Origin of the sequence: Streptomyces sp. NPDC001902, assembly GCF_042891295.1 — a bacterium.
Taxonomy (GTDB): Bacteria; Actinomycetota; Actinomycetes; order Streptomycetales; family Streptomycetaceae; genus Actinacidiphila.
Window position 1 is genome coordinate 42,994 of the sequence record NZ_JBIATA010000013.1, and the last position, 20,527, is coordinate 63,520.

Below are 20,527 nucleotides of genomic sequence, written 5' to 3' on the forward strand. Positions count from 1 at the left end.
GGAAGTCCGTGGGGAGGCGGGCCTGGTGTTCTGGACCCCCGCATTACTTCTCCTCCCGTTCACGGAGACGTGGCTGCGGGAGGACCGCCGCCGCGTGCGGGACCGGCGGTCAGGCCCTGCCCTTGTCGCGGAGGGCAGGGGCCGCGGTGGCGACGCCGGTGAGCTTGCCGGGGTTGGTGAGGAGGTAGACCGTGGAAACGAGGCCGTCGGTGACCTCCAGGCTGAACACGGTGTGGGGGCGGCCGCGGGAGGTGACGACGATCGACGGGACGCCGTTCACCTCGCGGAAGGCGAAGGCGGGTTCGGCGATCGGGGTGGGCGCGATGGCGTGCAGGAAGCGGCCGACCTTGCCGGCGGTCTCGATGACCCGGAGCGGGGCGCGTTGCACGCCGCCGCCGTCGCCGAGCAGACGCACGTCGGGGGCGAGCAGGGCGAGCAGCCCCTGGAGGTCGCCGCCCACCGCGGCGGCCAGGAAGCGCTCGGTGACCCGGGCGGTCTCGGCGGGGTCGGCGTCGTAGCGGGGGCGCTTGTCCTCGACGTGGCGGCGGGCGCGGCCGGCGAGCTGGCGTACCGCGGGCTCGGTCCTGTCGAGGACCGCGGCGATCTGCGCGTACGGGAACGCGAAGGCCTCGCGCAGCACGAACACGGCGCGCTCCAGCGGGGAGAGCGACTCCAGCAGGACGAGGACGGCGAGCGAGACGGACTCGGCGAGGACGACGCGTTCGGCGGCGTCGGGCACGGTGTGCCCGAAGTCGGTGGCGACGGGCTCGGGGAGCCAGGGACCGGGGTAGGACTCGCGGCGCGACCGCACCTGCCGCAGGCGGTCGATGGCGAGCCGGGTCGTGGCGGTCACCAGGAACGCCCGCGGGTCGCGTACGGTCGCGCGGTCGGCGGCGGCCCAGCGCGGCCAGGTCTCCTGCACGACGTCCTCGGCGTCGGCGAAACGGCCGAGCATGCGGTACGCGATCCCCGTGAGCAGGGGCCGGTGCCGCTCGAACTCCTCCGCCGCGCTGTCCTGGTCGCCCACGGTCCCCATCCCACCGGACGGCGGGAGGGCATGTCCAGGCAGGACGCCGCTGCGCGCCGGTTTCGACGCCGGAGTCCGGGTGGGGCGCCCAGCGGTGCCGATTCGTTAACACAAGGAAACGGATTCAAAACCCGAGCGGGCGTTCCGGCGTACACAATCCCCCCAGCCTCCAGCAGCTTTATCCGGTTGCCGTACCGACCCCGAGGAGCACCATGTCCGCTCAGGCCACCGACGTGGCGAAGGGCTCTCCGCCACCACCACCGCAGAACGCACTGGACCGCTACTTCCACATCGGGGAGCGCGGGTCGACCTTCGGCCGCGAAGTGCGCGGCGGTTTCGCCACCTTCTTCACGATGGCCTACATCCTCGTGCTGAACCCGATCATCCTGGGGAGCGCGAAGGACAAGTTCGGCCACGTCCTGTCGACCGGTCAACTGGTCACCGCCACCGCGCTGGTGGCGGCGGTCATGACGATCGTCATGGGCGTCGGCGGCAACCTGCCGCTGGCCATCGCGGCGGGCCTCGGCCTCAACGCGGTGGTCGCCTTCCAGATCGCGCCCATGATGAGCTGGGACGACGCGATGGGCCTGATCGTCATCGAGGGCCTGGTCATCTGCGTCCTGGTGGTGACCGGGCTCCGCGAGGCGGTGATGCACGCGATACCCCAGGCGTTGAAGCAGGCGATCAGCGTGGGCATCGGCCTGTTCATCGCCTTCATCGGCTTCGTGGACGCCGGTTTCGTCAGCCGCATCCCGGACGCCGCGAACACCACGGTGCCCGTGCAGCTGGGCGGCAGCGGGGCGTTGTCGGGCTGGCCGGTGCTCGTCTTCTGCCTGGGGGTGCTGCTGACGATCGCCCTGCTGGCCCGGAAGGTGAAGGGCGCGATCCTGATCAGCATCGTCGCCATGACGGTGCTGGCGATCGTGGTCGACGCCGTCGCGGACGTGAAGAGCTGGGGACTGACCACCCCCAAGGTGCCCGACGACGTGTTCGCCGCACCGGACTTCGGGCTTCTGGGTCACTTCAGCCTCTTCGGCGCCTTCGCCGAGGTCAGCTTCATCACGGTGGTGCTGCTGGTCTTCACCCTCATCCTGTCGGACTTCTTCGACACCATGGGCACGGTCGTCGGCATCACGGCCGAGGCGGGCCTGCTGGACGAGGAGGGCAAGGTCCCGAACCTGGGCCGGGTCCTGCTCATCGACGGTGCCGCGGCGGTCGCGGGCGGCGCGGCCTCCTCGTCGTCGAACACGGCCTACATCGAGTCGGCGGCGGGGGTCGGCGAGGGGGCGCGTACGGGCTTCGCCAACCTGGTCACCGGCGGCCTGTTCGCGGTGGCGCTCTTCCTGAGCCCGCTGCTGACGATCGTGCCGCTCCAGGCGGCGGCGCCGGCGCTGGTCGCGGTCGGCTTCCTGATGATGACCCAGGTCAAGAACATCGGCTGGGACGACTTCGAGATCGCCATCCCGGCCTTCCTGACGATCGCCGTGATGCCCTTCACGTACTCGATCACCAACGGCATCGGTGCCGGATTCATCGCCTTCGTGCTGCTCAAGGCCGTGCTGGGCAAGGCCCGTCAGGTGCACTGGCTGCTGTGGGCGGTGTCGGCGCTCTTCGTCGTCTACTTCGCGATCGACCCGCTCGAACAGTTGCTCGGGGTCAAGTAGGGCCCGGTGGGCCGCGGGGGCCGAGGCGGCCTCCCGCGGCCCCACGATGAAGACCCCGACCGGGACGGGGGCCCCCGGTCGGGGCCGCTGGCCGGACCGGCGCTCCGCACGCGGCCCGTACCTGTCGAACTACCGGCGCAGGGCGCGAGTTCCCGCCCGTTCCGGATCCCCGGGTGTGACGTGGCGCACGCCCGCGCCCAGCGCGACCCCGCCCGCGACCAGCAGGCTGCCGGCCAGTTGCCCGGTGCCGTACGTGCCGACGCCGGCGAGCGGCGCGGTCAGCGCGGCGGAGACCGGGATCAGCCCGGAGAAGAGCGTGGCCCGCTCGGCGCCGATCCGCTGGACGCCCGCGTACCAGCAGACGAAGCCGATCACGGTGGTGACCGCCGCCTGCCAGCCCAGCGCCAGCGCCTGCGCGCCGGTGGGCGCCGGGAGGGCTTCCGCGCCGTCGAGGGCCACGCCGAGCAGTGCCGCCTCGGCCGCGGCCATGCCGCACACGCACGCGGACAGCAGCTTCGGGCCGAGCGGCCGCAGCACCGGCACGGCCAGCACGGCGAAGGCGACCTCGCCGCCGAGCGCCGCCAGCGACCACAGCAGCCCGGCGACGTCGGTGGCGCCCCAGCCCTGCACCACGAACGCCCCCGCCGCGACCAGGACGGCGGCCGCCGTCACCCGGGTCGCGGGGCGCCGGCCCTCCACGGCGGGCACCAGGACGGCGACGACGACGGGCGCGCAGCCCACCAGCACCCCGGGCACGGCGGGTTCCGCGGTGCGCTCGGCGCCCAGCACCGCGAGGTTGAAGGCCACCATCCCGGTGGCGGCCAGCAGCGCCAGCCGCGCCCACTGCCGCGGGGCGAGCGCGCGGAGCCGGGGCCCGGCGCCGCGCCGGGCGACGGGCAGCAGGAGCAGGAAGGCGAGGCCGTAGCGCAGTGCCTGTCCCCCGGCGTGGGGGTAGCCGACGAGGATCCCGGACGCGGTGAAGGAGCCGCCGACCAGGACGCAGGCGAGGGCCGCGAGCAGCGCCCCGCGGCGGTACGAGAGATCCATGCCAGGCACGCTAGGAAGGTCCGCCGGTCCGGTTTAAGGTCCAATGCGATGACGGTTACGGGGACCAGTGGGGGCGGGGACGCCGGCGAGCGCGGTGCGGGTGGTGGGGGCGGCGGAGGCGGCGGTCCGTGGACGGCCGCGTGGGAGCTGCTGCTGCCGACGGCCGCCGCGCCCGCCCGGCGACGCGGCCGGGTGCTCCAGGCGGCGCTGCGCGAGGCCGTCCGCACGGGGCGGCTCGCCGCGGGCACGCCGCTGCCGTCGAGCCGTGAACTGGCCGTGGATCTGGGGGTGTCACGGGGGCTGGTCACGGACGCGTACGCGCAGCTCACGGCCGAGGGGTACCTGCTGAGCCGGCAGGGTGCGGGAACGTGGGTGGCCGGCGCCGTGGCGCGGCCCGTCGCCACAGTGCCGGACGGGGCCGCCGTGGACGAGCGGGGCGGTCCGGCGGACTTCCGTCCCGGAGTGCCGGACCTGGCGCTGTTCCCCCGGGCGGCATGGGCGGCGGCGCACCGGCGGGTGCTCGGGCGGCTGCCGGACCTGGCGCTGGGCTATCCCGATCCGCGCGGGCTGCCGGAACTGCGCGGCGCGCTCGCCGACCTGCTGGCCCGCCGGCGCGGGGTGGCGGCAGGACCGGGGCGGCTCGTGGTGTGCTCGGGTGTCTCGCAGGCGCTGACCCTGCTGGCGCTGGTGCTCGCCGGGCGCGGTGTGCGGTCGGTGGCGGTGGAGGACCCGGGCAGCCCGGAGCAGGCGGCGCTGTTCGCGGCCGTGGGCCTGACGGCGGTGCCGGTCCCGGTGGACGGGGACGGGCTCGACCCGGTGGCGCTCGCGACGTCCGGCGTCCGGGCGGCGGTGGTGACGCCGTCCCACCAGTTCCCCACGGGGACGGCCTGTCCGCCGCGGCGGCGGGCCGCACTGCTGGAGTGGGCGCGGCGCGTGGACGGCCTGCTGGTCGAGGACGACTACGACGGCGACTTCCGTTACGACCGGGCCCCGGTCGGCGCGCTGCAGGGGCTGGCCCCCGACCGTGTGGCCTACGCCGGGTCGGTCAGCAAGACGCTGGCACCGGGCCTGCGGCTGGGCTGGCTGGTGGCGCCGCCGGACGTCGCGGAGGAGGCGGCCGCGCGGAAGCGGACGATGGACCTGGGCAATCCGGTGACGGAGCAGGCGGTGCTCGCCGAGTTCGTCCGCTCCGGTCGGTACGACCGTCATCTGCGGCGCTGCCAGCGGCGGTACCGGGAGCGCCGGGACGTCCTCGTGCGGGCGTTGGAGCGGCACTTCTCCGGCGCGGAGGTGTCGGGGATCGCGGCCGGTCTGCACGTCGTGGCCACGCTGCCCGAACGCCACGGCCCCGAGCCCGCGTTCCTGGCGCGGGCGGCACGGGCCGGGGTGACGCTGCGGCCGCTGTCGTCGTACACCGCCGGGACCGGCGCGGGGCAGGCGGAGGAGGACGGCCGGGTACGGCTCGTGCTCGGCTACGCGCACCTGTCGGCGGGCGACATCGAGACCTGTGTGCGTGTGCTCCGCGCAAGCGTTTGATCTCGATTCGGCAACAGCAGGTTTGAGCGGGGAATACCCCCTTATCGCCGAGCCTCGTTGCTTGATACACATGGTTCCGCGCGTTCCTGTCCGTCGATGGGCGCACTCCCCCCACCTGCTCGCCGTGCCTTCGGCCGTCCCTCACCCAGGAACGCCCATGTCTTCGCGGACCGCGCCCTCGCGCGCCCTGCTGCCGCTCGTCGCGCTCTTCTGCGCCGGCTACCTCGCGCCGTACCTCATGCCGACCGTCGTCGGCCGTCTCACCACCGGTCTCGCCCTGAGCGGCTCCCAGGCCGGAGCGGTCGGCAGCACGCTGCTGCTCGGCTCGGCCTGCGCCGGGTTCACGCTGGCCTCGCGGGTCGACCGGATCGGCCGGGCGCGGCTGGCCCGGTACGGCCTGCTGCTGATCGCGAGCGGCTTCACGACGGCCGCGGCCACCGGCCACGTGCCCCTGGTGGTCCTCGGCTGCGTCGCCGGCGGCTTCGGGTCCGGTACGTCGGCCGCGGTGGCCGCCGTCGGCATCGCCGGTGAACGGGAGCCCCACCGGGTCACGGTGCTCACGCTGCTGACCACCTCGGCGACGGCCGGGGCGCTGTACCTCGTCCTGCCGCGGCTCGGCGGGGGCCACGCCCTGCCGTTCGCGGCCATCGCCGCGACCGCCCTGCTCGTCCTCCCGCTGACCCGGCGGCTGCCCGCGCGGCCGTGCCCGCGGACCACGGCCGTGGCGCGGCACACCGGGCTGCCGCTGCCGCACCCGGGCGCCGGGACCGTGCTCGCGGCGTCGATGCTGTGCTGGTCACTGGCCCAGAACGCGCTGTGGGGGGTGAGCGGACGCATCGGGCTGGACCGCGTGGGCCTGTCGGAGGCCGCGGTGGGCATGGTGTTCGCGGTCGCCCTCGGGGGCGGGCTGCTCGGCGTCGTGGCCGCGGGGGCCCTCGGTACCCGCATCGGGCCCGCGGTGCCCGTCGGCCTGGGCACGGTCGTGATCGCCGTGTGCGTGGCGGCCAGCGCCTCGGCCCGCGGCGCGGTCGCCTTCGCGGTCGGCGAGGTGCTGTGGAACACCGTCTACCCGGTGGTGCTCTCGTACCTGATCGGCCTGGCCGCCGCGCTCGACCCGCGCGGCCGCTGGGCGGTGTACGCCGGTTCCGCGTCCTCGCTCGGGGTGGCCTGCGGACCGCTGACCGGCGCACTGCTCGGCGCCCGGCTGGGCTTCCCGGTGATGGGCGCCGTCCTGGGCTGCCTGCTGCTGCTCGCCGCCGTACCGCTCACCGCGGTGGCCCGGGGCGCCGGTTCCGGGACCTGGGGCCGGGGCGCCGTGGCGGCCGGCCGTCGCGCCGCCGCCGCGGTCGTGGCCCGCTCGGACGTGGCCCGCTCGGACGTGAGCCGGGCGGCCTGAGGGGAAATCGGGATGCCGGGGCGGTGGCGCGTCTGGCAGGGTGCCACCTCGTGAACGACGACATCGGCACCCTCCGCATCACCCCGCTCGCCGAGCGCCCCGCCCTGGTCCCCCGGCTCTGGGAGATCACCGAGAACTGGCCGGCCTTCGTCCCCCAGGACCCGGTCGCCGGGGGCCTGTTGCACCGGGTGGCCGAGGACTTCCCGCGGTACTGCGTCGTCGCCACCGACGGCGACCGCGTCGTGGCGCGCGGGTTCGCCCTCCCCTTCGACGCCACCCGCGAGGGCCGCGAGGAGACGCCCGACCAGGGCTGGGACCGCGTCCTGGTGTGGGCGTACGGCGACCTGCGCGACGGGCGTCCGGCGACGGCCGTCAGCGCGCTGGAGATCACCATCGACACCGGGTACCTGGGGCGCGGCCTGTCGCACCGCATGGTGGCCGCGCTGCGCGACACCGCACGTGACCTGGGCCACGACGCGCTGCTCGCCCCGGTCCGGCCCACGGCCAAGCACCTGCGTCCACGGCTCCCCATGACCGAGTACGTCGGCCTGCTGCGCGAGGACGGGCTCCCCGAGGACCCCTGGCTGCGGGTGCACGTCAGGGCGGGCGGCGTCGTCGTCAAGGTCGCGCCGGCCTCCATGACGGTCAGCGGGACGCTGGCCCAGTGGCGGCGCTGGACGGGGCTCCCCTTCGACCGCGACGGCGCCGTCGAGGTACCCGGCGCCCTGGTCCCCGTGCACTGCGACACCGCGCACGACCACGCCGTGTACGTGGAGCCCAACGTGTGGGTCAGGCACGGAACGGGCGGTTAGCCCAGCGCCCGGTCCAGGTTGAAGGCGGCGCTGATCAGGGCCAGGTGCGTGAAGGCCTGCGGGAAGTTGCCGCGCAGTTCGCCGGCGCGGTCGATCTCCTCGGCGTACAGGCCGAGGTGGTTGCCGTACGTGAGCATCTTCTCGAAGGCCAGGCGCGCCTCGTCCTCGCGCCCGGCACGGGTGAGGGCCTCGACGTACCAGAAGGAGCAGATGGAGAAAGTGCCCTCGTCGCCGGGCAGGCCGTCCGGGCTCGACAGGGGGTCGTAGCGGTAGACCAGGGAGTCGGAGACCAGGTCCTTGCCGAGGGCGTCGAGCGTCGAGAGCCACTTGGGGTCGGTCGGCGAGATGAACTTGGACAGCGGCATCATCAGCACCGACGCGTCCAGCACGTCCTCGCCCTCGCTCTGGGTGAACGCGCCGCGCGCCTGCGACCAGCCGTTCCTCATGATCCGCCGGTAGATGGCGTCGCGGGCGCCGTACCAGCGCTCGCGGTTGGCGGGCAGGCCGCGGTGGTTCGCCATGCGGATGCCGCGCTCGATCGCCACCCAGCACATCACCCGCGAGTACAGGAAGTTCTTGCGGCCGCCGCGGGTCTCCCAGATGCCCTCGTCGGGCTGGTCCCAGTTGTCGCAGACCCAGTCCACGAGTTCGCAGACGGTGTCCCAGTGGCTGCTGGAGATCGGCTTGCCCCACTTGTCGTACAGGTACAGGGAGTCGATGAGCTCGCCGTAGATGTCCAGCTGGAGTTGGTGGACGGCGTTGTTGCCCACCCGGACCGGTGCGGAACCCGCGTACCCCTCCAGGTGGTCCAGCTCCCGTTCGGGCAGCTCGGAGCGGCCGTCGATGCCGTACATGATCTGCAGCGGGCCGGCGGTGCAGCGGGGTCCCCCCATGCAGATGCGGTCCGACAGGAAGTTCATGAAGGCCTCGGCCTCGTCGGTGAAGCCCAGCCGGAGCAGCGCGTAGACGCAGAAGGCCGCGTCGCGGATCCAGACGTAGCGGTAGTCCCAGTTGCGCTCCCCGCCGATGCGCTCGGGCAGGCTGGTGGTGGGCGCGGCGATGATGGCGCCGGTCGGCGCGTAGGTGAGCAGCTTGAGGGTCAGCGCGGACCGGTGCACCATCTCGCGCCAGCGTCCGCGGTACCTCGACTGGGAGAGCCAGTGGCGCCAGTAGCGCACGGTCTTCTCGAACTGGTCCTCCGCCTCGGTCAGCGGGCAGCCGCGGGGGCCGACACCGTCGCCGACCTGGTCCAGGGCGAAGACGGCGGTCTCGCCCTCGGAGAGCTTGAACTCGGCCCACACGTCCCGGCCGTCGTTCTCCAGCGGCACCGAGCAGGTGAGGGCGAGGGTCTGGGCCGGGGTGGCGAAGAGCGCCTGCATCCCGTTCATGTGGACGGTGTGCGGCACGCTGCCGTACTCGAAGCGTGGCGCCACCCGCATCCGGAACGGCAGCACGCCCCGCACGCAGACCACGCGGCGGATCAGGCGGTGCCGGTCGGCCTCGTGGGAGTCGTCGACCACCGGCATGAAGTCCTGCACCTCGCCCATGCCGTCCTCGGCGAAGAACCGGGTGATCAGCACGTTGGTGTCCGGGAAGTAGAACTGCTTGGTGCGCGCGGGCACGTCCGCGGCCAGCTCGAAGCTGCCGCCCCGGTCGGCGTCGAGGATCGAGGCGAAGATGCTGGGGGCGTCGAAGCGCCCGGAGCAGTACCAGTCGATGGTGCCGTTCGTGCCGACGAGCGCGGCGCTGCGCAGGTCGCCGATGAGCCCGTGGGCGGCGATCGGCAGGTACCGGCCGTCGGCCGGTGGGAACTCGGGCCGGAGGGCTTCGGCTGTCACGGTGGCCTCCTCGCGTACCGGGAAGCGGCAAAAGCCACCATTCAGACTAACCCTCCACGGCCTGCTCCTTCTCGGTCGGGACCGTGCCGGCGGCCGGGCCTACGCCTGCCCGGCCTGTGCCTGCCCGGCCTGCGCTTCCCCGGCGTGTGCCTCTCCGCCCTCCGCCTAGTCCGGTCCGGCGGACCGCTCGCCGACGTATTCGAGGACGGAGCGCGCCTCGGCCCGCCGCTGCCGGGCGACCTCGTCCTCCTGGCCGCCCTCCTCGCCCCCGTACAGGGCGATCACGGCCCGGGCCCGCTCCGCGGCCGCGGTGTGCCGTCCCAGATCGGCCTCGAGCCAGGCGGCCATCAGCTGGGCCGCGCTGCGCGCGGGACCCGGTTCGAAGACGGCGACCGCGCGTTCCGCGCAGGCCAGGCCCTCCTCGTACGCGGCGCGCGCCGAGCCGTCCGTGTCGTCCTCGCCGGGCTCGCCGGGGCAGGCGCGGACGACCAGTTCGCCGGTCTGCCGGTGGGTCCCCGCCAGTTCGGCGCGCAGGTGCGCCGCGGCGTCCCCGTCACCGGCCGCCGTCGCCGCGGCCAGCGCCTCCTCGGCCACCGCGACGGCCTCGGCCATCACCGGGCGGCCCACGGCGAGACCGCCCTGGCCGTCGTGGAGGGCGAGCCAGGCCCGGGCGCGCAGCGAGCGGACGAGGGGGACGGGACGCTCCAGGGCACGCCAGAGCTCACCGGCGCGGGTGTACGCCTGTGCGGCCTCGCCGGCCAGGCCGGCCCGTTCCAGGCAGTCGGCGGCGAGGTTCGCGAGGACGGCGTGGTCCTGCTGCTCCTCCCAGCCCTGAGCGATCTCCGCGGCGAGCAGGAACTGCTCGGCGGCGGCGCGCGGCTCGTCCAGGTCGCGCAGTGCGTCCCCCAGCCACCAGCGGGCCTGGACGACGCGCCCGTCGTGGTGGGCGCGCACCAGGTCGGGCAGGGCGGTCTCCAGGACGGTGGCGGCCTCGGCGGCCCTGTCCTCGCGCAGCAACGCCCCGCCGAGCACGAGCCGTGCCCAGGCACCGAGCTCCTCGGACACGTCGCCCTCGTCGGCCCAGTGGGCGCCCTCCAGGGCGTGGTCGGCGGCCTCGGCGTCGGCGCCGCGCTCGGCGAGCGCGGCGGCGAGCACGGTGTGCAGGTGGGCCCGGTGCACGGGGCCCAGGACCGCGGCGCCGTCCTCCAGCGCGGCGCGGGCGGACCGCTCCGCGGTGGTGTGGTCGTCCCGCTGGAGGGAGAGGTCGGCGAGGAGCGCCTCGGGTTCTGCGGCGTGCCACGGGGTTCCGGCCTCGTGGTGGAGGCGCGCGGCCCTCGCGAAGAGCTCGGCGGAGGTCGCGACGTCGCCGCGCGCGGCGGTGTGCCGGGCGTGCAGCGCGATCGCGTCGGCGAGCCGTCCGGCCATCCGGTCCTCGTCGCGGTGCTCCTCGGCGAAGGCGATGACCCGCAGCAGTTCCGCCTCGCCCTCGGCGCCGGGCGGCCGGACGTGGAGCCGGGCCAGCCAGGCCCCGGTGAGCTGGCGGGCGGTGGCCCGGCCGGTGCCGTGCAGCTCGCGCAGGGCGTCGACGGCCGCGTCGAGCGCGGTCAGGGCCTGGCCGCTCTGTTCCGCGACGGCCACCGCGTAGGCGGCGCGGGCACGGCAGGCCGCGGCCTCGCCGGGCTTGCCGGCCGCCTCGAACAGCCCGGCGGCGGTGTCGAAGAGCGGTACGGCGGTGCCGGGGTCGGTGAAGGCGTCGATGCCGGCGTGGTCGGCGATCTCGGCGCGGGACAGGTCGTCCAGGGCGGTGCCGGTGCTGTCCGCGGCACGGCCCGCGGTGGCCCATGCGGCGCCCGCGTCGGGGTGCTGGGCGGCGCTGAGCCTGCGGGCCTCGGCGAGCAGTGCGGGGACGTCCTCGGCGCCCGCGGGCACGGCGGCCGGTGCGGGCTGCGGGCGGGCGGGCGCGGTCAGGCGCTGCCGGGCCCGGACGCCCAGCGGGAGCCGCTCCACGAGGGGCTCGGCGCCGAGGCGCTCGCGCATGCGGCGGCTGACGGCGTCGTTGCCGTTGCGGGCGTCGAAGCGCGCGGCGACCGCGGCGGCCTCGCGCTCGGCGTGGGCGAGCAGCGTGCCGGCGGTCCACTCGGTGCCGGCCGGGCCGGGGACGCCGCGGTCGGCGTGGCCGAGGGCGAGCAGGCGGCGCATCAGGAGCGCGGTGACGACCAGGTGGTCCATGAGCGTGTCGGGGTCGCCGGTGTCGGTGAAGTACGCGGGGTGCTCGGCGAGGATCTCCAGGGCCCGTGCCTCGTTGCCGGTCAGGGCGCAGAACTCGACGTGGGAGGAGACGGCGCCGCGCATGCTCTCCATGGAGCGCACCAGGCGGTGGCCGCGCAGGTGGTGGGCGCGTGCCTCGTCGAGCCGGCCGAGCCGGACCAGCGGCAGCAGCGAGGACGCCAGCACGTTGTGCGGTTCGTGGGCGCAGGTGTACTGCCCCGTCAGGACCGGCTCCCAGGTGCTCAGCGCCTCGTCGTCACGGCCGCGTTCCACCTGCCAGCTGCCCTGGCCGTGGAGTTCGCAGGCGTGGCAGTCGGCCATGCCGTCGCGGTCGGCGGCGAGCCATGCGGCGTGGGCGGCCTCGGCGCGGGCGGTGTCACCGAGGTGCCGGGCGATGCGGAACTCGCCCTGGCGGACGGCGCGTTCGGAGTGACCGGCGAGGCGGTAGCGGTGCTCCATCTCGCGGTGCCACTTCTCGATGGAGGCGAGCGGCACGTCGGGCTGGTCGAGCATGCCGTTGGCCACCCACTTGAAGATCCAGTGCAGGTGGTGGGTGTTCGCGCCGTCGAAGTCCCCGGGCCGCTCGTCCCACATGCGCAGCAGGCGGGCGAAGGGCACGAAGAACTTGTCCTTCTCGCTGCTGTAGGCGTAGGCGTTGGCGAGGTTGAACAAGGCCTCGAGGAGCAGCGGGGTGTCCCCGGTGGCCTCGGCCTCGGCGACGAGCCGCTCCGCGCCGGCGTTGCGGGCGCGGCCCTCGGGCTCCTCCCGGTTGTGGTGCAGGGCGCGGCGTACGGTCTCGACCGCCGGGTCCTGGGTGCTCATCGGCCGTCCTCCTGTTCGGCGTCAGCGGGCTTGCCGGCGGGGCTGTCGGCGGTCTGCGCCGCCCACTGCAGCAGGCCGAGGAAGGCGCGGTTGAGGAGCGCTGAGTCGGCGGGGCGCAGCGGGCGCTGGGCCATCAGCAGGGCCTGGCCGTACAGCGCCTCGGCGGCGGTGCCGACGAGTTCGGGGTCGGTGAACCCGCTGATCCGCCGGACCAGCGGGTTGAGGTGGTTCAGGACGAGCCGGGCGCGCGGGGCGCCGCCGCGCAGGGAGCCGAGGATGCCCGCCCACAGCTCGTCGGCCTGCTCCTCCTCCTCGGCGCGGGCGCGTTCGTGGCGGGCGGCCCGGTCGTCCAGGTGCAGCGCGGGGACGGTGATCGGGTGGAAGGTGCGCAGCGACACGTCGCAGCCGAGCGGGTCGAGCCTGGCGCGGGCCGCGGCGAGGAAGCCGGACAGGGCGAGTTCCTCGGCAGGGTCGACGGGGTCGAGGTGCGCGGTCACGGTGTCCGCGTCGAGTTCGGCGACGGCGGTGCCGGGACGCACGGCCGGCAGCAGTTCGACCAGGTCGGCGTCGTAGGTGTAGCCGCCGTTGACGACGCCGATGCCCTGCGCGGAGGCGATCGCGGCGACCTGCCGGTACTCCTCGACGGTGCGGGTGAAGTGGACGACGGGGTGGCGGCGGGCGAACTCCTCGAGCGACAGCTGCCCGTCGGTGGTCTCGAACGGCAGCCACGGCAGCATCGTGCGGAGCATCCCGGCGTCGTGCCGGGCGAGCGACTTGACGCCGAGGTGGTGGACGGCGAGGAACTGGGCGAGCCGTTCCCGGTCGCCCGCGGCGAGTTCGGTCAGCCAGCCGCGGATGCGTTCGCCGAGGGCCTCGCGGACGGCGGCGAGCGTCTCGTCGGAGTACAGGCTCTCCCGGGACGCGGTGGGACGCAGGCTGTCGGTGTCGATCACGCAGCGGACGAAGAAGGCCCACTCCGGCAGGAGTTCGTCGGCCCGGTCGGTGAGCAGCATGCCCTTGAGGTGGACGCGGTGCCCGGCGCGCTGGGCGGGGCTGACCGCGGCGGGCAGGACGTAGCCGACGCCGCGCACGCCCGCGAGGGGGACGTCGAGGTCGATGACGTCGAGCGGGGTGAAGCCGAACTGCTCGTGGCAGTGCCGGGCGAGCGCGACCCGGCGGGCCGCCTGCCCGGGGTGCGGGCGCTCCCAGACCGGCGGGCGCTCGGTGACGGGCGTGTCGCCGACCCGCACGTCGTACGGCAGCAGGGACCCGAAGTCCTTGGCGAGGGCGAGCACCCGCTCCTCGGCGAGCCACTCCCCGGCGCCCGGCCGGGCGGTCAGGTGGACGGTCGTACCGGGCTCGGGGTGGTCCTGCCGCGGCAGCGTGCGGACGGTGTACGAGCCGTCGTCACGGGCGGTCCACTCGACGGGCGGGGCGTCCGGGGTGCGGGCGGACCGGCTGACGACGCGGATCTCCGCTGCGACGACGAAGCAGGCGAGCAGCCCGATGCCGAACTGGCCGAGGAACTCCGAGCGGGCGCTCTCCAGCCCGTCGCGCTTGGAGCTGCGTCCGATGGTGGCGAGCAGCTCGTGCACGTCGGACTCGGTGAGGCCGACGCCGGTGTCCGTCACGCGCAGCCGGCCGCCCTCGGCGTGCAGGAGCACCCGGGCGGGAGCGTCGGGCTGTTCGGCCCGGCGGGCGGTGATCGCGTCGACGCCGTTCTGCAGCAGTTCGCGCAGGTAGACCTTGGGGCTGGAGTAGAGGTGGTGGGAGAGGAGGTCCACCAGGCCGCGCAGGTCGACCTGGAAGGCGTGCGGTGTCTGATCTGCAGTCATCGTGGGGGCGCCGGTGCGTTCCCGGGGAGGGAGGACGGGGCGCGGGTAGGGCGATCGGGTGATCGCGGCCGCCGGATTCGGGACATCGTATGGCGGCGGAGCCCGTGGTTACCAGGGGGTTTCGCCGCACGGGACTCACGTGGGGGCGCACGGAGCGGGTGGGCGCCGCCGTACGGCGCGGGGCGGTTGTTCACTGGGCGTTCGGATCGACGGCACGCGGCGCGAGTAGGAACGTGGGGCGGACGCATTCCGGCGTGCGCGACTGCGACGTGGGAGGTCGGGATGGCGGACGGATCCGGGAGCACGGTCGGGCGGCGGTCGGTGCTGAGGGGCGGGCTGGCGGCCTCCGGGGCGCTGCTGGTGCCCGCGGCGGCCGCGCCAGCGCTGGCCCTGTCGGGGAGGCCGGCGGCGACGTCGGGGGTGCAGACCGGCGACGTGACCGCGTCGGGCGGCCTGGTGTGGGTGCGCGCGGACCGGCCGGCGCGGATGGTGGTGGAGACCTCGGCGACCGGGTCGTTCCGGCACATCCGGCGCTTCCACGGCCCGGTGGTCGGCCCCGGCACCGACTTCACCGGGGTGACCCGGCTGCACGGCCTGCCGTCCGGTGAGCAGGTCCACTACCGGGTGCTGCTGGCCGACCCCGACGACCCGCGCCGCACCGGCGCGCCGGTGACGGGGACCTTCCGCACGGCGCCGGACGCACGGCACGGCGGCGTGCGCTTCGTGTGGTCGGGTGACCTGGCCGGGCAGGGCTGGGGCATCAACCCCGACATCGGCGGCTACCGCATCTTCGACGCGATGGGCGCGGTGGACCCGGACTTCTTCCTGTGCAGCGGTGACAACATCTACGCCGACGGCCCGATCGCGGCGACCCAGGCCCTCCCCGACGGCAGCGCCTACCGCAACGTCACCACGGAGGAGAAGTCCAAGGTCGCCGAGACGCTGGCCGAGTTCCGCGGCAACTTCCGCTACAACCTGCTCGACGAGAACCTGCGGCGCTTCAACGCCCGGGTGCCGTCCGTCATCCAGTGGGACGACCACGAGGTCCGCAACAACTGGTACCCCGGCGAGGTGATCGCCGCCTCGGACCCGCGCTACACCGAGAAGAGCGTGGACGTCCTCGCGGCCCGGGCGCGGCGGGCGTTCGCCGAGTACTTCCCCCTCTCCTCGCTGCGGCCGGACGGCGCCGGCCGGGTGTACCGGGTGCTGCGGCAGGGTCCCCTGCTGGACGTCTTCGTCCTCGACATGCGCACGTACCGCAACGCCAACTCCCCCGACGACCAGGCCCACGACCCGCAGGGCATACTCGGCCGTGAGCAGTTGGAGTGGCTGAAGCGGGAGCTGTCGCGGTCGCGTGCAGTGTGGAAGGTGATCGCCGCCGACATGCCGCTCGGGCTGGTGGTGCCCGACACCACGGAGGGCCGGCCGAACATCGAGGCCGTCGCGCAGGGCGACCCCGGCGCGCCGCTCGGCCGCGAGCTGCAGATCGCCGAACTGCTGCGGTTCGTCAAGCACCGCAGGATCACGGGCACGGTGTGGCTGACCGCCGACGTCCACCACACCTCGGCGCAGCACTACCAGCCCTCCCGCGCGGCGTTCACGGACTTCGAGCCGTTCTGGGAGTTCGTCTCCGGTCCGCTGAACGCGGGTGCCTTCCCGGCGAGCGCGCTGGACGGCACCTTCGGCCCGGAGCGGGTCTTCGTGAAGGCCCCGACGGCCTCGAACGTCTCGCCCGCCGAGGGCTACCAGTTCTTCGGGCAGGTCGACATCGACGGCCACTCCGGGGACATGACGGTGCGGCTGCGGGAGCAGGACGGCTCGGTGCTGTTCACGAAGGTGCTCCGGGCGGGGCTGGTCGGGCAGTAGCCACCGACGGCAGCGGGGGCGGCGACGGGCCGGCGCCCGGCGGTGCGAGCGCGCCGCCGGACGCCGGCCGGTCGCGGCCCCCACGGCATCCCGCAGCCCTGCGGATCCCCGGATCCCGCAGCCCTGCGGATCCCCGGGCCACTCCCCCTCCCGCACAGGGCGGCGCCCGCGCCGCCGATGACCGCGGGTCCACCCGAGATCGCACCGGACCGAAGACGCCCGGCGCGCTCGATCGCCGACCCTGCACGAAGACCTCGTCCGGCTGAATCGGGGGACGAGACCCTCTGCACCAAGGGGACGCCCGGCCTTCCCGAAGGGACGGATCAGCACCTCCCCGGGTCACGCGGCACGGGCATCGTCCAGGCGCTCACAGCCGGTCGGCGGCGGTCGGATTCCATCACGATCCGCGGGATGTGGTCCAGGTCACCTCGCCTCGCCTCCTCGGCGCGATGATGTCGGGGCAGCGCGACGGTCTCCCCTGCCGTGACGGCGGCGAGTGACGACGAAGACGAGGAGCGAGTCCCATGCGCATCGTGATCACCGAATTCATCAGCCTCGACGGCGTGGTGCAGGCGCCGGGCGGACCGGACGAGGACACCGACGGCGGCTTCGCCAACGGCGGTTGGACGCACCCCTTCTTCGACCCGGAGGTCGTGGGCGGCGCCTTCGACGAGGCGGTCGGCAAGGCCGACGCGCTGCTGTACGGGCGCCGCACGTGGGCGGCGATGGCCGGCGCGTGGCCCGAGCGGGCCGGTGACCCCTTCGCGGACCGGATGAACGCGCTCCCGAAGTACGTCGTGTCCGGCACGCTCGGCGACTCCGAGCTGACCTGGCACAACACCACCCGCATCCCCGGAGGGGAGGCCGTGGCCCGGATCAAGGAGCTACGGGAGGCCCCCGGCGGCGACGTCGTGGTCATGGGCAGCCCGACGCTCGCGCGCACCCTGCTGAGCGAGGACCTGGTCGACGAACTCCGCCTCGTGGTCATGCCCGTGCTCCTCGGCGGCGGCAAGTCGCTCTTCCCCGAGGACGGCGGACTGCGCACCTTCGCACTGGTCTCCACGGTCACCAGCGACAAGGGCGTCAACGTCTGCACCTACCGGCGGGCGGGCGGCGCCCCGGGGGCTTAGCATGTGCAAATCGTCGGGGCAATACGGCGATTTCGAGACCTCGTGGAGCGAGCGGGGAGGGTGCCCAGCGGGCTCCTGAGGACGGGAAGGACGGCGCCGTGACGGGTGGTTTCACCTATGAGCAGGTCGGGATGACACGGACCGGCGGGCCCACGCCGCCGGGGTTCCACCACCTGCACGAGCGGATCCGGCTCGGCGAGGGCCCCCAGGTGCTGGCCGCGGCCGGGCGGGCGCTGATGGGGTGGCGGATGCACCGGGCGACCGGACTGCGGGTGCCCGCCCGCACCCCGGACGCGGCGCCGGGGGTACGTGTGTCCCTGCGGATCGGCCCGCTGCGCGCGCCGTGCGAGGTGGTGTGGGCGGAACGCGGCCCGGAGCGCGTGGGGTTCGCCTACGGGACGCTCCCCGGCCACCCGGAACGCGGCGAGGAGTCGTTCGTGGTGAGCCTCGCGCCCGACGGGTCCGTGTGGCTGGATGTCACGGCCTTCAGTGGACCGGGGGCGTGGTTGGTGCGTCTACTGGGCCCCCTGGGACGCGTCACTCAGCGTGGCATCGCGCGGCGCTACGGCCGGTGCCTACGCAGATTGTCGCAGGACGGAATTGTTGAAAGGGGGAGTTAACCGACATGGAACACCCTTTACCCGTCGGTCACAACGCGTTCGTGATCACGCAACACGAGTTCGGCATGGTGTTTGCATGCGAGAACTGACTTCCGCCACGACCGCCCCCGCCGCCTTCGCGGCCCGGCAGCACCACTGGCGCCGCGACGTGATCGAACTCGCCGCGCTCTTCGTGGCCGTGGCCACCGCCGACCTCATCGCCAATCTCGTCGGGCACGCCCCCGACGGCCCGGCCCTGCTGTGCCTGTCGGCCGCCGCGCTCGTCGCCACGGCCGGCTTCCACACATGGTGGGCACGCCATCACGGTCACTCACCGCCGACAGCCGGGAGCCACAGCGGGAGCCGTACGATGGAGCCGGGGGAAAGCTCCGCCGTGGGCGGACCCGACCCGCGGACGACGTTGTGGCGGGTGCGCACCACCGTGCACGACACGCCGGGCAGCCTCGCCGCGCTCTGCACGGCGCTGGCGGGGCGGGGCGTGGACATCCTCACCCTCCAGACGCACCCGCTGGCCGAGGGCACCGTGGACGAGTTCCTGGTCCGCGCCCCGGCCGCACTCGCCCCGGGCGACCTGACGCGGACCGTGGGCGGCGGGGGCGGGCGCGACACCTGGATCGAGCGGGCCGACGCCCACGACCTGGTCGACACCCCGACCCGGGTGCTGAACCTCGCCACCCGCACCGCCATGGACGCCGCCGAACTACCCCTGGCACTACGCCAGTTGTTCGGCCGCTGCACGATAAGGTCCACCCCGCCCGGTACGGCCGGCCCCGATCCCGCCGAGGACACCGAGGACACCGAGGACACCCTGGAGGGCACCATCATGCGGCTGCGCGATCCGGCCGGAGGCACCCTCACCGTGGAACGCGCCTACCTCCCGTTCACCCCGACCGAGTTCGCCCGCGCCCGCGCGCTCGTCGAGCTCGACGCGCACCTGGGCACCAGGGTCCCGGAGGACCGGGCGGTGCTCACCCTCCCCGAGGGCAACGAGATCACCGTCCGCCGGGCGGGCCCCGAGGACCTCGAGGCCGCCCGCGAGCTCCACGAGCACTGCTCCGCCAGGACCCTGACGCGCCGTTACCACGGGCCGGTCGCGGACGTGGACCGCTATCTGACCCACCTGCTCAGCCCCCGCTTCGGGCAGACCCTCGCCGTGCAGACCGTCTCCGGCCGGCTCGTCGCCCTCGGCCACCTGCTGTGGGACGGCGACGAGACCGAGGTCGCCCTGCTGGTCGAGGACGCCTGGCAGCGCCGCGGCATCGGCCTGGAGCTGCTGCGCCGCCTGGTCGCCCAGGCCGTCGACGCGGGGTGCGAGAGCGTCTACGCGGTGACCCGGGCGACCAACACCGGGATGGTCGCGACGATGCGCCGCCTGGGCCTGCCGCTGGACTACCAGGTCGAGGACGGCACGCTGGTCATCACCGCGACGCTGTCACCGGCCGGCGCGAGCGCGTCGCAGCGCTGAGCGCGATGTCGAGGTCCTCCCACAGGTCCTCGACGTCCTCCAGGCCGACGGACAGCCGCAGCAGCCGGTCGCTGACCCCCGAGCTGTGGCGGTCGCCCTCGTCGACGATGCGGTGGCTGATCGAGGCCGGGTGCTGGATGAGGGTGTCGACGCTCCCGAGGCTGACCGCCGGGGTGATCAGCCGGACCCCGGCGATCACCTCGTGCGGGTCGCCCTGGACCTCGAACGCGACCATGGCGCCGCCGATCCGCGGGTAGTGCACCTTCGCCACCCGCGGGTCGGCGGCCAGCCGCTCGGCCAGCGCGGCCGCCGTCGCCGAGGCGGCCTTCACCCGGACCGGCAGCGTGGACAGCCCGCGCAGCAGCAGGTAGCCCGCCAGGGGGTGCAGCACCCCTCCGGTGGCGAAGCGCACCTTGCGCAGCACGCGGGCGAACTCCTCGTCACAGGCGATGACCCCGCCCAGGACGTCGCCGTGGCCGCCCAGGTACTTGGTGGCGCTGTGCAGCACGATCCTGGCGCCGCTCTCCAGCGGGCGCTGCAGGACGGGCGTGGCGAAGGTGTTGTCGACCAGCAGCGGCACCTCGCCGCAGGAGTGGGCGACGGCCCGCAGGTCGACCTCGGCCAGCGTCGGGTTGGCGGGGGTCTCCACGATCACCAGGCCGGTGTCGGGGCGGATGGCGTCCGCTATTCTCCCCCTGACTGCGTCGGGGGTACCCCCAGCCGGGTCGGTCCAGGTCACCTCGGTGCCGATCAGGCCCCCGGTCAGGAGGTGGTCGCTGCAGCCGTACAGCGGGCGGACGGCCACCACGTGGCGCAGCCCCATGGAGGCGCGGGCCAGCAGGGTGGCGGTGAGGGCGGCCATGCCGCTGGCGAAGGCCACCGCGGCCTCGGCGCCCTCCAGCCGGGCCAGCGCCGCCTCGAAGCGGGCGACGGTGGGGTTGTCGAGCCGGGAGTAGACCGGCGGGCCGGTCAGCGCGGCACCGGTCACGGCGAAGTCGTCGAGCCGGGCGGCCTCGGCGCGGCTGTCCCGCGAGGGGTAGGTGGTGGACAGGTCCAGGGGAACGGCGTGCAGGCCGAGGTCCGCGAGGTCTTCGCGGCCGGCGTGCACGGCCTCGGTGGCGAGGGCGCGGGTGGGCGCCGATGCTGTCGTGTCCATGGCCCGATGCTGAACAGCTACCGGTCCGTAGCGGGGAGGGCCCGT

Annotated in this window: 14 protein-coding genes; 8 read left to right on the plus strand and 6 right to left on the minus strand. The window is 74.4% G+C overall.

Annotated elements, in window-relative coordinates:
- Positions 1-109 precede the first annotated feature (109 nt).
- On the minus strand, positions 110-1,027 hold the full coding sequence (gene sigJ / locus ACFYYN_RS21685) for an RNA polymerase sigma factor SigJ (protein WP_500547135.1): 918 nt from the start codon (positions 1,025-1,027) through the stop codon (positions 110-112).
- A gap of 212 nt (positions 1,028-1,239) precedes the next feature.
- Here sigJ and ACFYYN_RS21690 point away from each other — a divergent pair, with 212 nt between their 5' ends.
- Entirely contained in the window at positions 1,240-2,691 is a 1,452-nt protein-coding gene (locus tag ACFYYN_RS21690) for an NCS2 family permease (protein ID WP_500547136.1), read from the plus strand.
- 129 nt (positions 2,692-2,820) lie between these two features.
- On the opposite strand, the gene ACFYYN_RS21695 is transcribed toward ACFYYN_RS21690, so the two are convergent.
- The gene (locus tag ACFYYN_RS21695; protein ID WP_500547137.1) at positions 2,821-3,738 is read right to left on the minus strand and encodes a DMT family transporter; all 918 of its coding nucleotides are present in this window, start codon (positions 3,736-3,738) and stop codon (positions 2,821-2,823) included.
- Between the two features lie 48 nt (positions 3,739-3,786).
- Between ACFYYN_RS21695 and pdxR the strand changes: the two genes are divergently transcribed.
- The 3 genes from pdxR (at position 3,787) to ACFYYN_RS21710 (ending at position 7,482) form a co-directional block, all read left to right on the plus strand.
- The gene (gene pdxR, locus ACFYYN_RS21700) at positions 3,787-5,274 is read left to right on the plus strand and encodes a MocR-like pyridoxine biosynthesis transcription factor PdxR (RefSeq protein WP_500547138.1); all 1,488 of its coding nucleotides are present in this window, start codon (positions 3,787-3,789) and stop codon (positions 5,272-5,274) included.
- 157 nt (positions 5,275-5,431) lie between these two features.
- A complete protein-coding gene (locus tag ACFYYN_RS21705) occupies positions 5,432-6,670 on the plus strand; it encodes an MFS transporter (RefSeq protein WP_500547139.1) in 1,239 nt (412 codons plus the stop codon).
- Between the two features lie 50 nt (positions 6,671-6,720).
- Positions 6,721-7,482 carry an N-acetyltransferase gene (locus tag ACFYYN_RS21710; protein ID WP_500547140.1) on the plus strand — a complete coding sequence of 254 codons (762 nt, stop codon included), beginning with the start codon at positions 6,721-6,723 and terminating at the stop codon, positions 7,480-7,482.
- On the opposite strand, the gene ACFYYN_RS21715 is transcribed toward ACFYYN_RS21710, so the two are convergent.
- The 3 genes from ACFYYN_RS21715 to ACFYYN_RS21725 form a co-directional block, all read right to left on the minus strand.
- The gene (locus tag ACFYYN_RS21715) at positions 7,479-9,320 is read right to left on the minus strand and encodes a glycoside hydrolase family 15 protein (protein WP_500331190.1); all 1,842 of its coding nucleotides are present in this window, start codon (positions 9,318-9,320) and stop codon (positions 7,479-7,481) included. The genes ACFYYN_RS21710 and ACFYYN_RS21715 overlap by 4 nt on opposite strands.
- Positions 9,321-9,485: 165 nt before the next feature.
- The gene (locus tag ACFYYN_RS21720; RefSeq protein WP_500547141.1) at positions 9,486-12,410 is read right to left on the minus strand and encodes an ATP-binding protein; all 2,925 of its coding nucleotides are present in this window, start codon (positions 12,408-12,410) and stop codon (positions 9,486-9,488) included.
- Positions 12,407-14,245 carry an HSP90 family protein gene (locus tag ACFYYN_RS21725; RefSeq protein WP_500547142.1) on the minus strand — a complete coding sequence of 613 codons (1,839 nt, stop codon included), beginning with the start codon at positions 14,243-14,245 and terminating at the stop codon, positions 12,407-12,409. Before ACFYYN_RS21725 ends, ACFYYN_RS21720 begins: the two co-directional genes overlap by 4 nt.
- A gap of 282 nt (positions 14,246-14,527) precedes the next feature.
- On the opposite strand from ACFYYN_RS21725, the gene ACFYYN_RS21730 reads away from it, so the two are divergent.
- The 4 genes from ACFYYN_RS21730 to ACFYYN_RS21745 all read left to right on the plus strand — a co-directional run bounded on the left by ACFYYN_RS21730 (position 14,528) and on the right by ACFYYN_RS21745 (position 19,326).
- Positions 14,528-16,111: an alkaline phosphatase D family protein gene (locus ACFYYN_RS21730; protein WP_500547143.1), complete on the plus strand. Its 1,584-nt coding sequence runs from the start codon at positions 14,528-14,530 to the stop codon at positions 16,109-16,111.
- 524 nt (positions 16,112-16,635) lie between these two features.
- Complete coding sequence (locus ACFYYN_RS21735) at positions 16,636-17,241, plus strand: dihydrofolate reductase family protein (protein ID WP_500547144.1); 606 nt, start codon at positions 16,636-16,638, stop codon at positions 17,239-17,241.
- Positions 17,242-17,339: 98 nt separating this feature from the next.
- Positions 17,340-17,861: a DUF1990 domain-containing protein gene (locus ACFYYN_RS21740; protein WP_500547145.1), complete on the plus strand. Its 522-nt coding sequence runs from the start codon at positions 17,340-17,342 to the stop codon at positions 17,859-17,861.
- A gap of 76 nt (positions 17,862-17,937) precedes the next feature.
- Positions 17,938-19,326 (plus strand): GNAT family N-acetyltransferase, encoded by a 1,389-nt coding sequence (locus ACFYYN_RS21745; protein WP_500547146.1) that lies wholly within the window; start codon positions 17,938-17,940, stop codon positions 19,324-19,326.
- Here the strand turns inward: ACFYYN_RS21745 and ACFYYN_RS21750 are convergent.
- Positions 19,280-20,482 (minus strand): trans-sulfuration enzyme family protein, encoded by a 1,203-nt coding sequence (locus ACFYYN_RS21750; RefSeq protein ID WP_500370947.1) that lies wholly within the window; start codon positions 20,480-20,482, stop codon positions 19,280-19,282. The genes ACFYYN_RS21745 and ACFYYN_RS21750 overlap by 47 nt on opposite strands.
- Positions 20,483-20,527 lie beyond the last annotated feature (45 nt).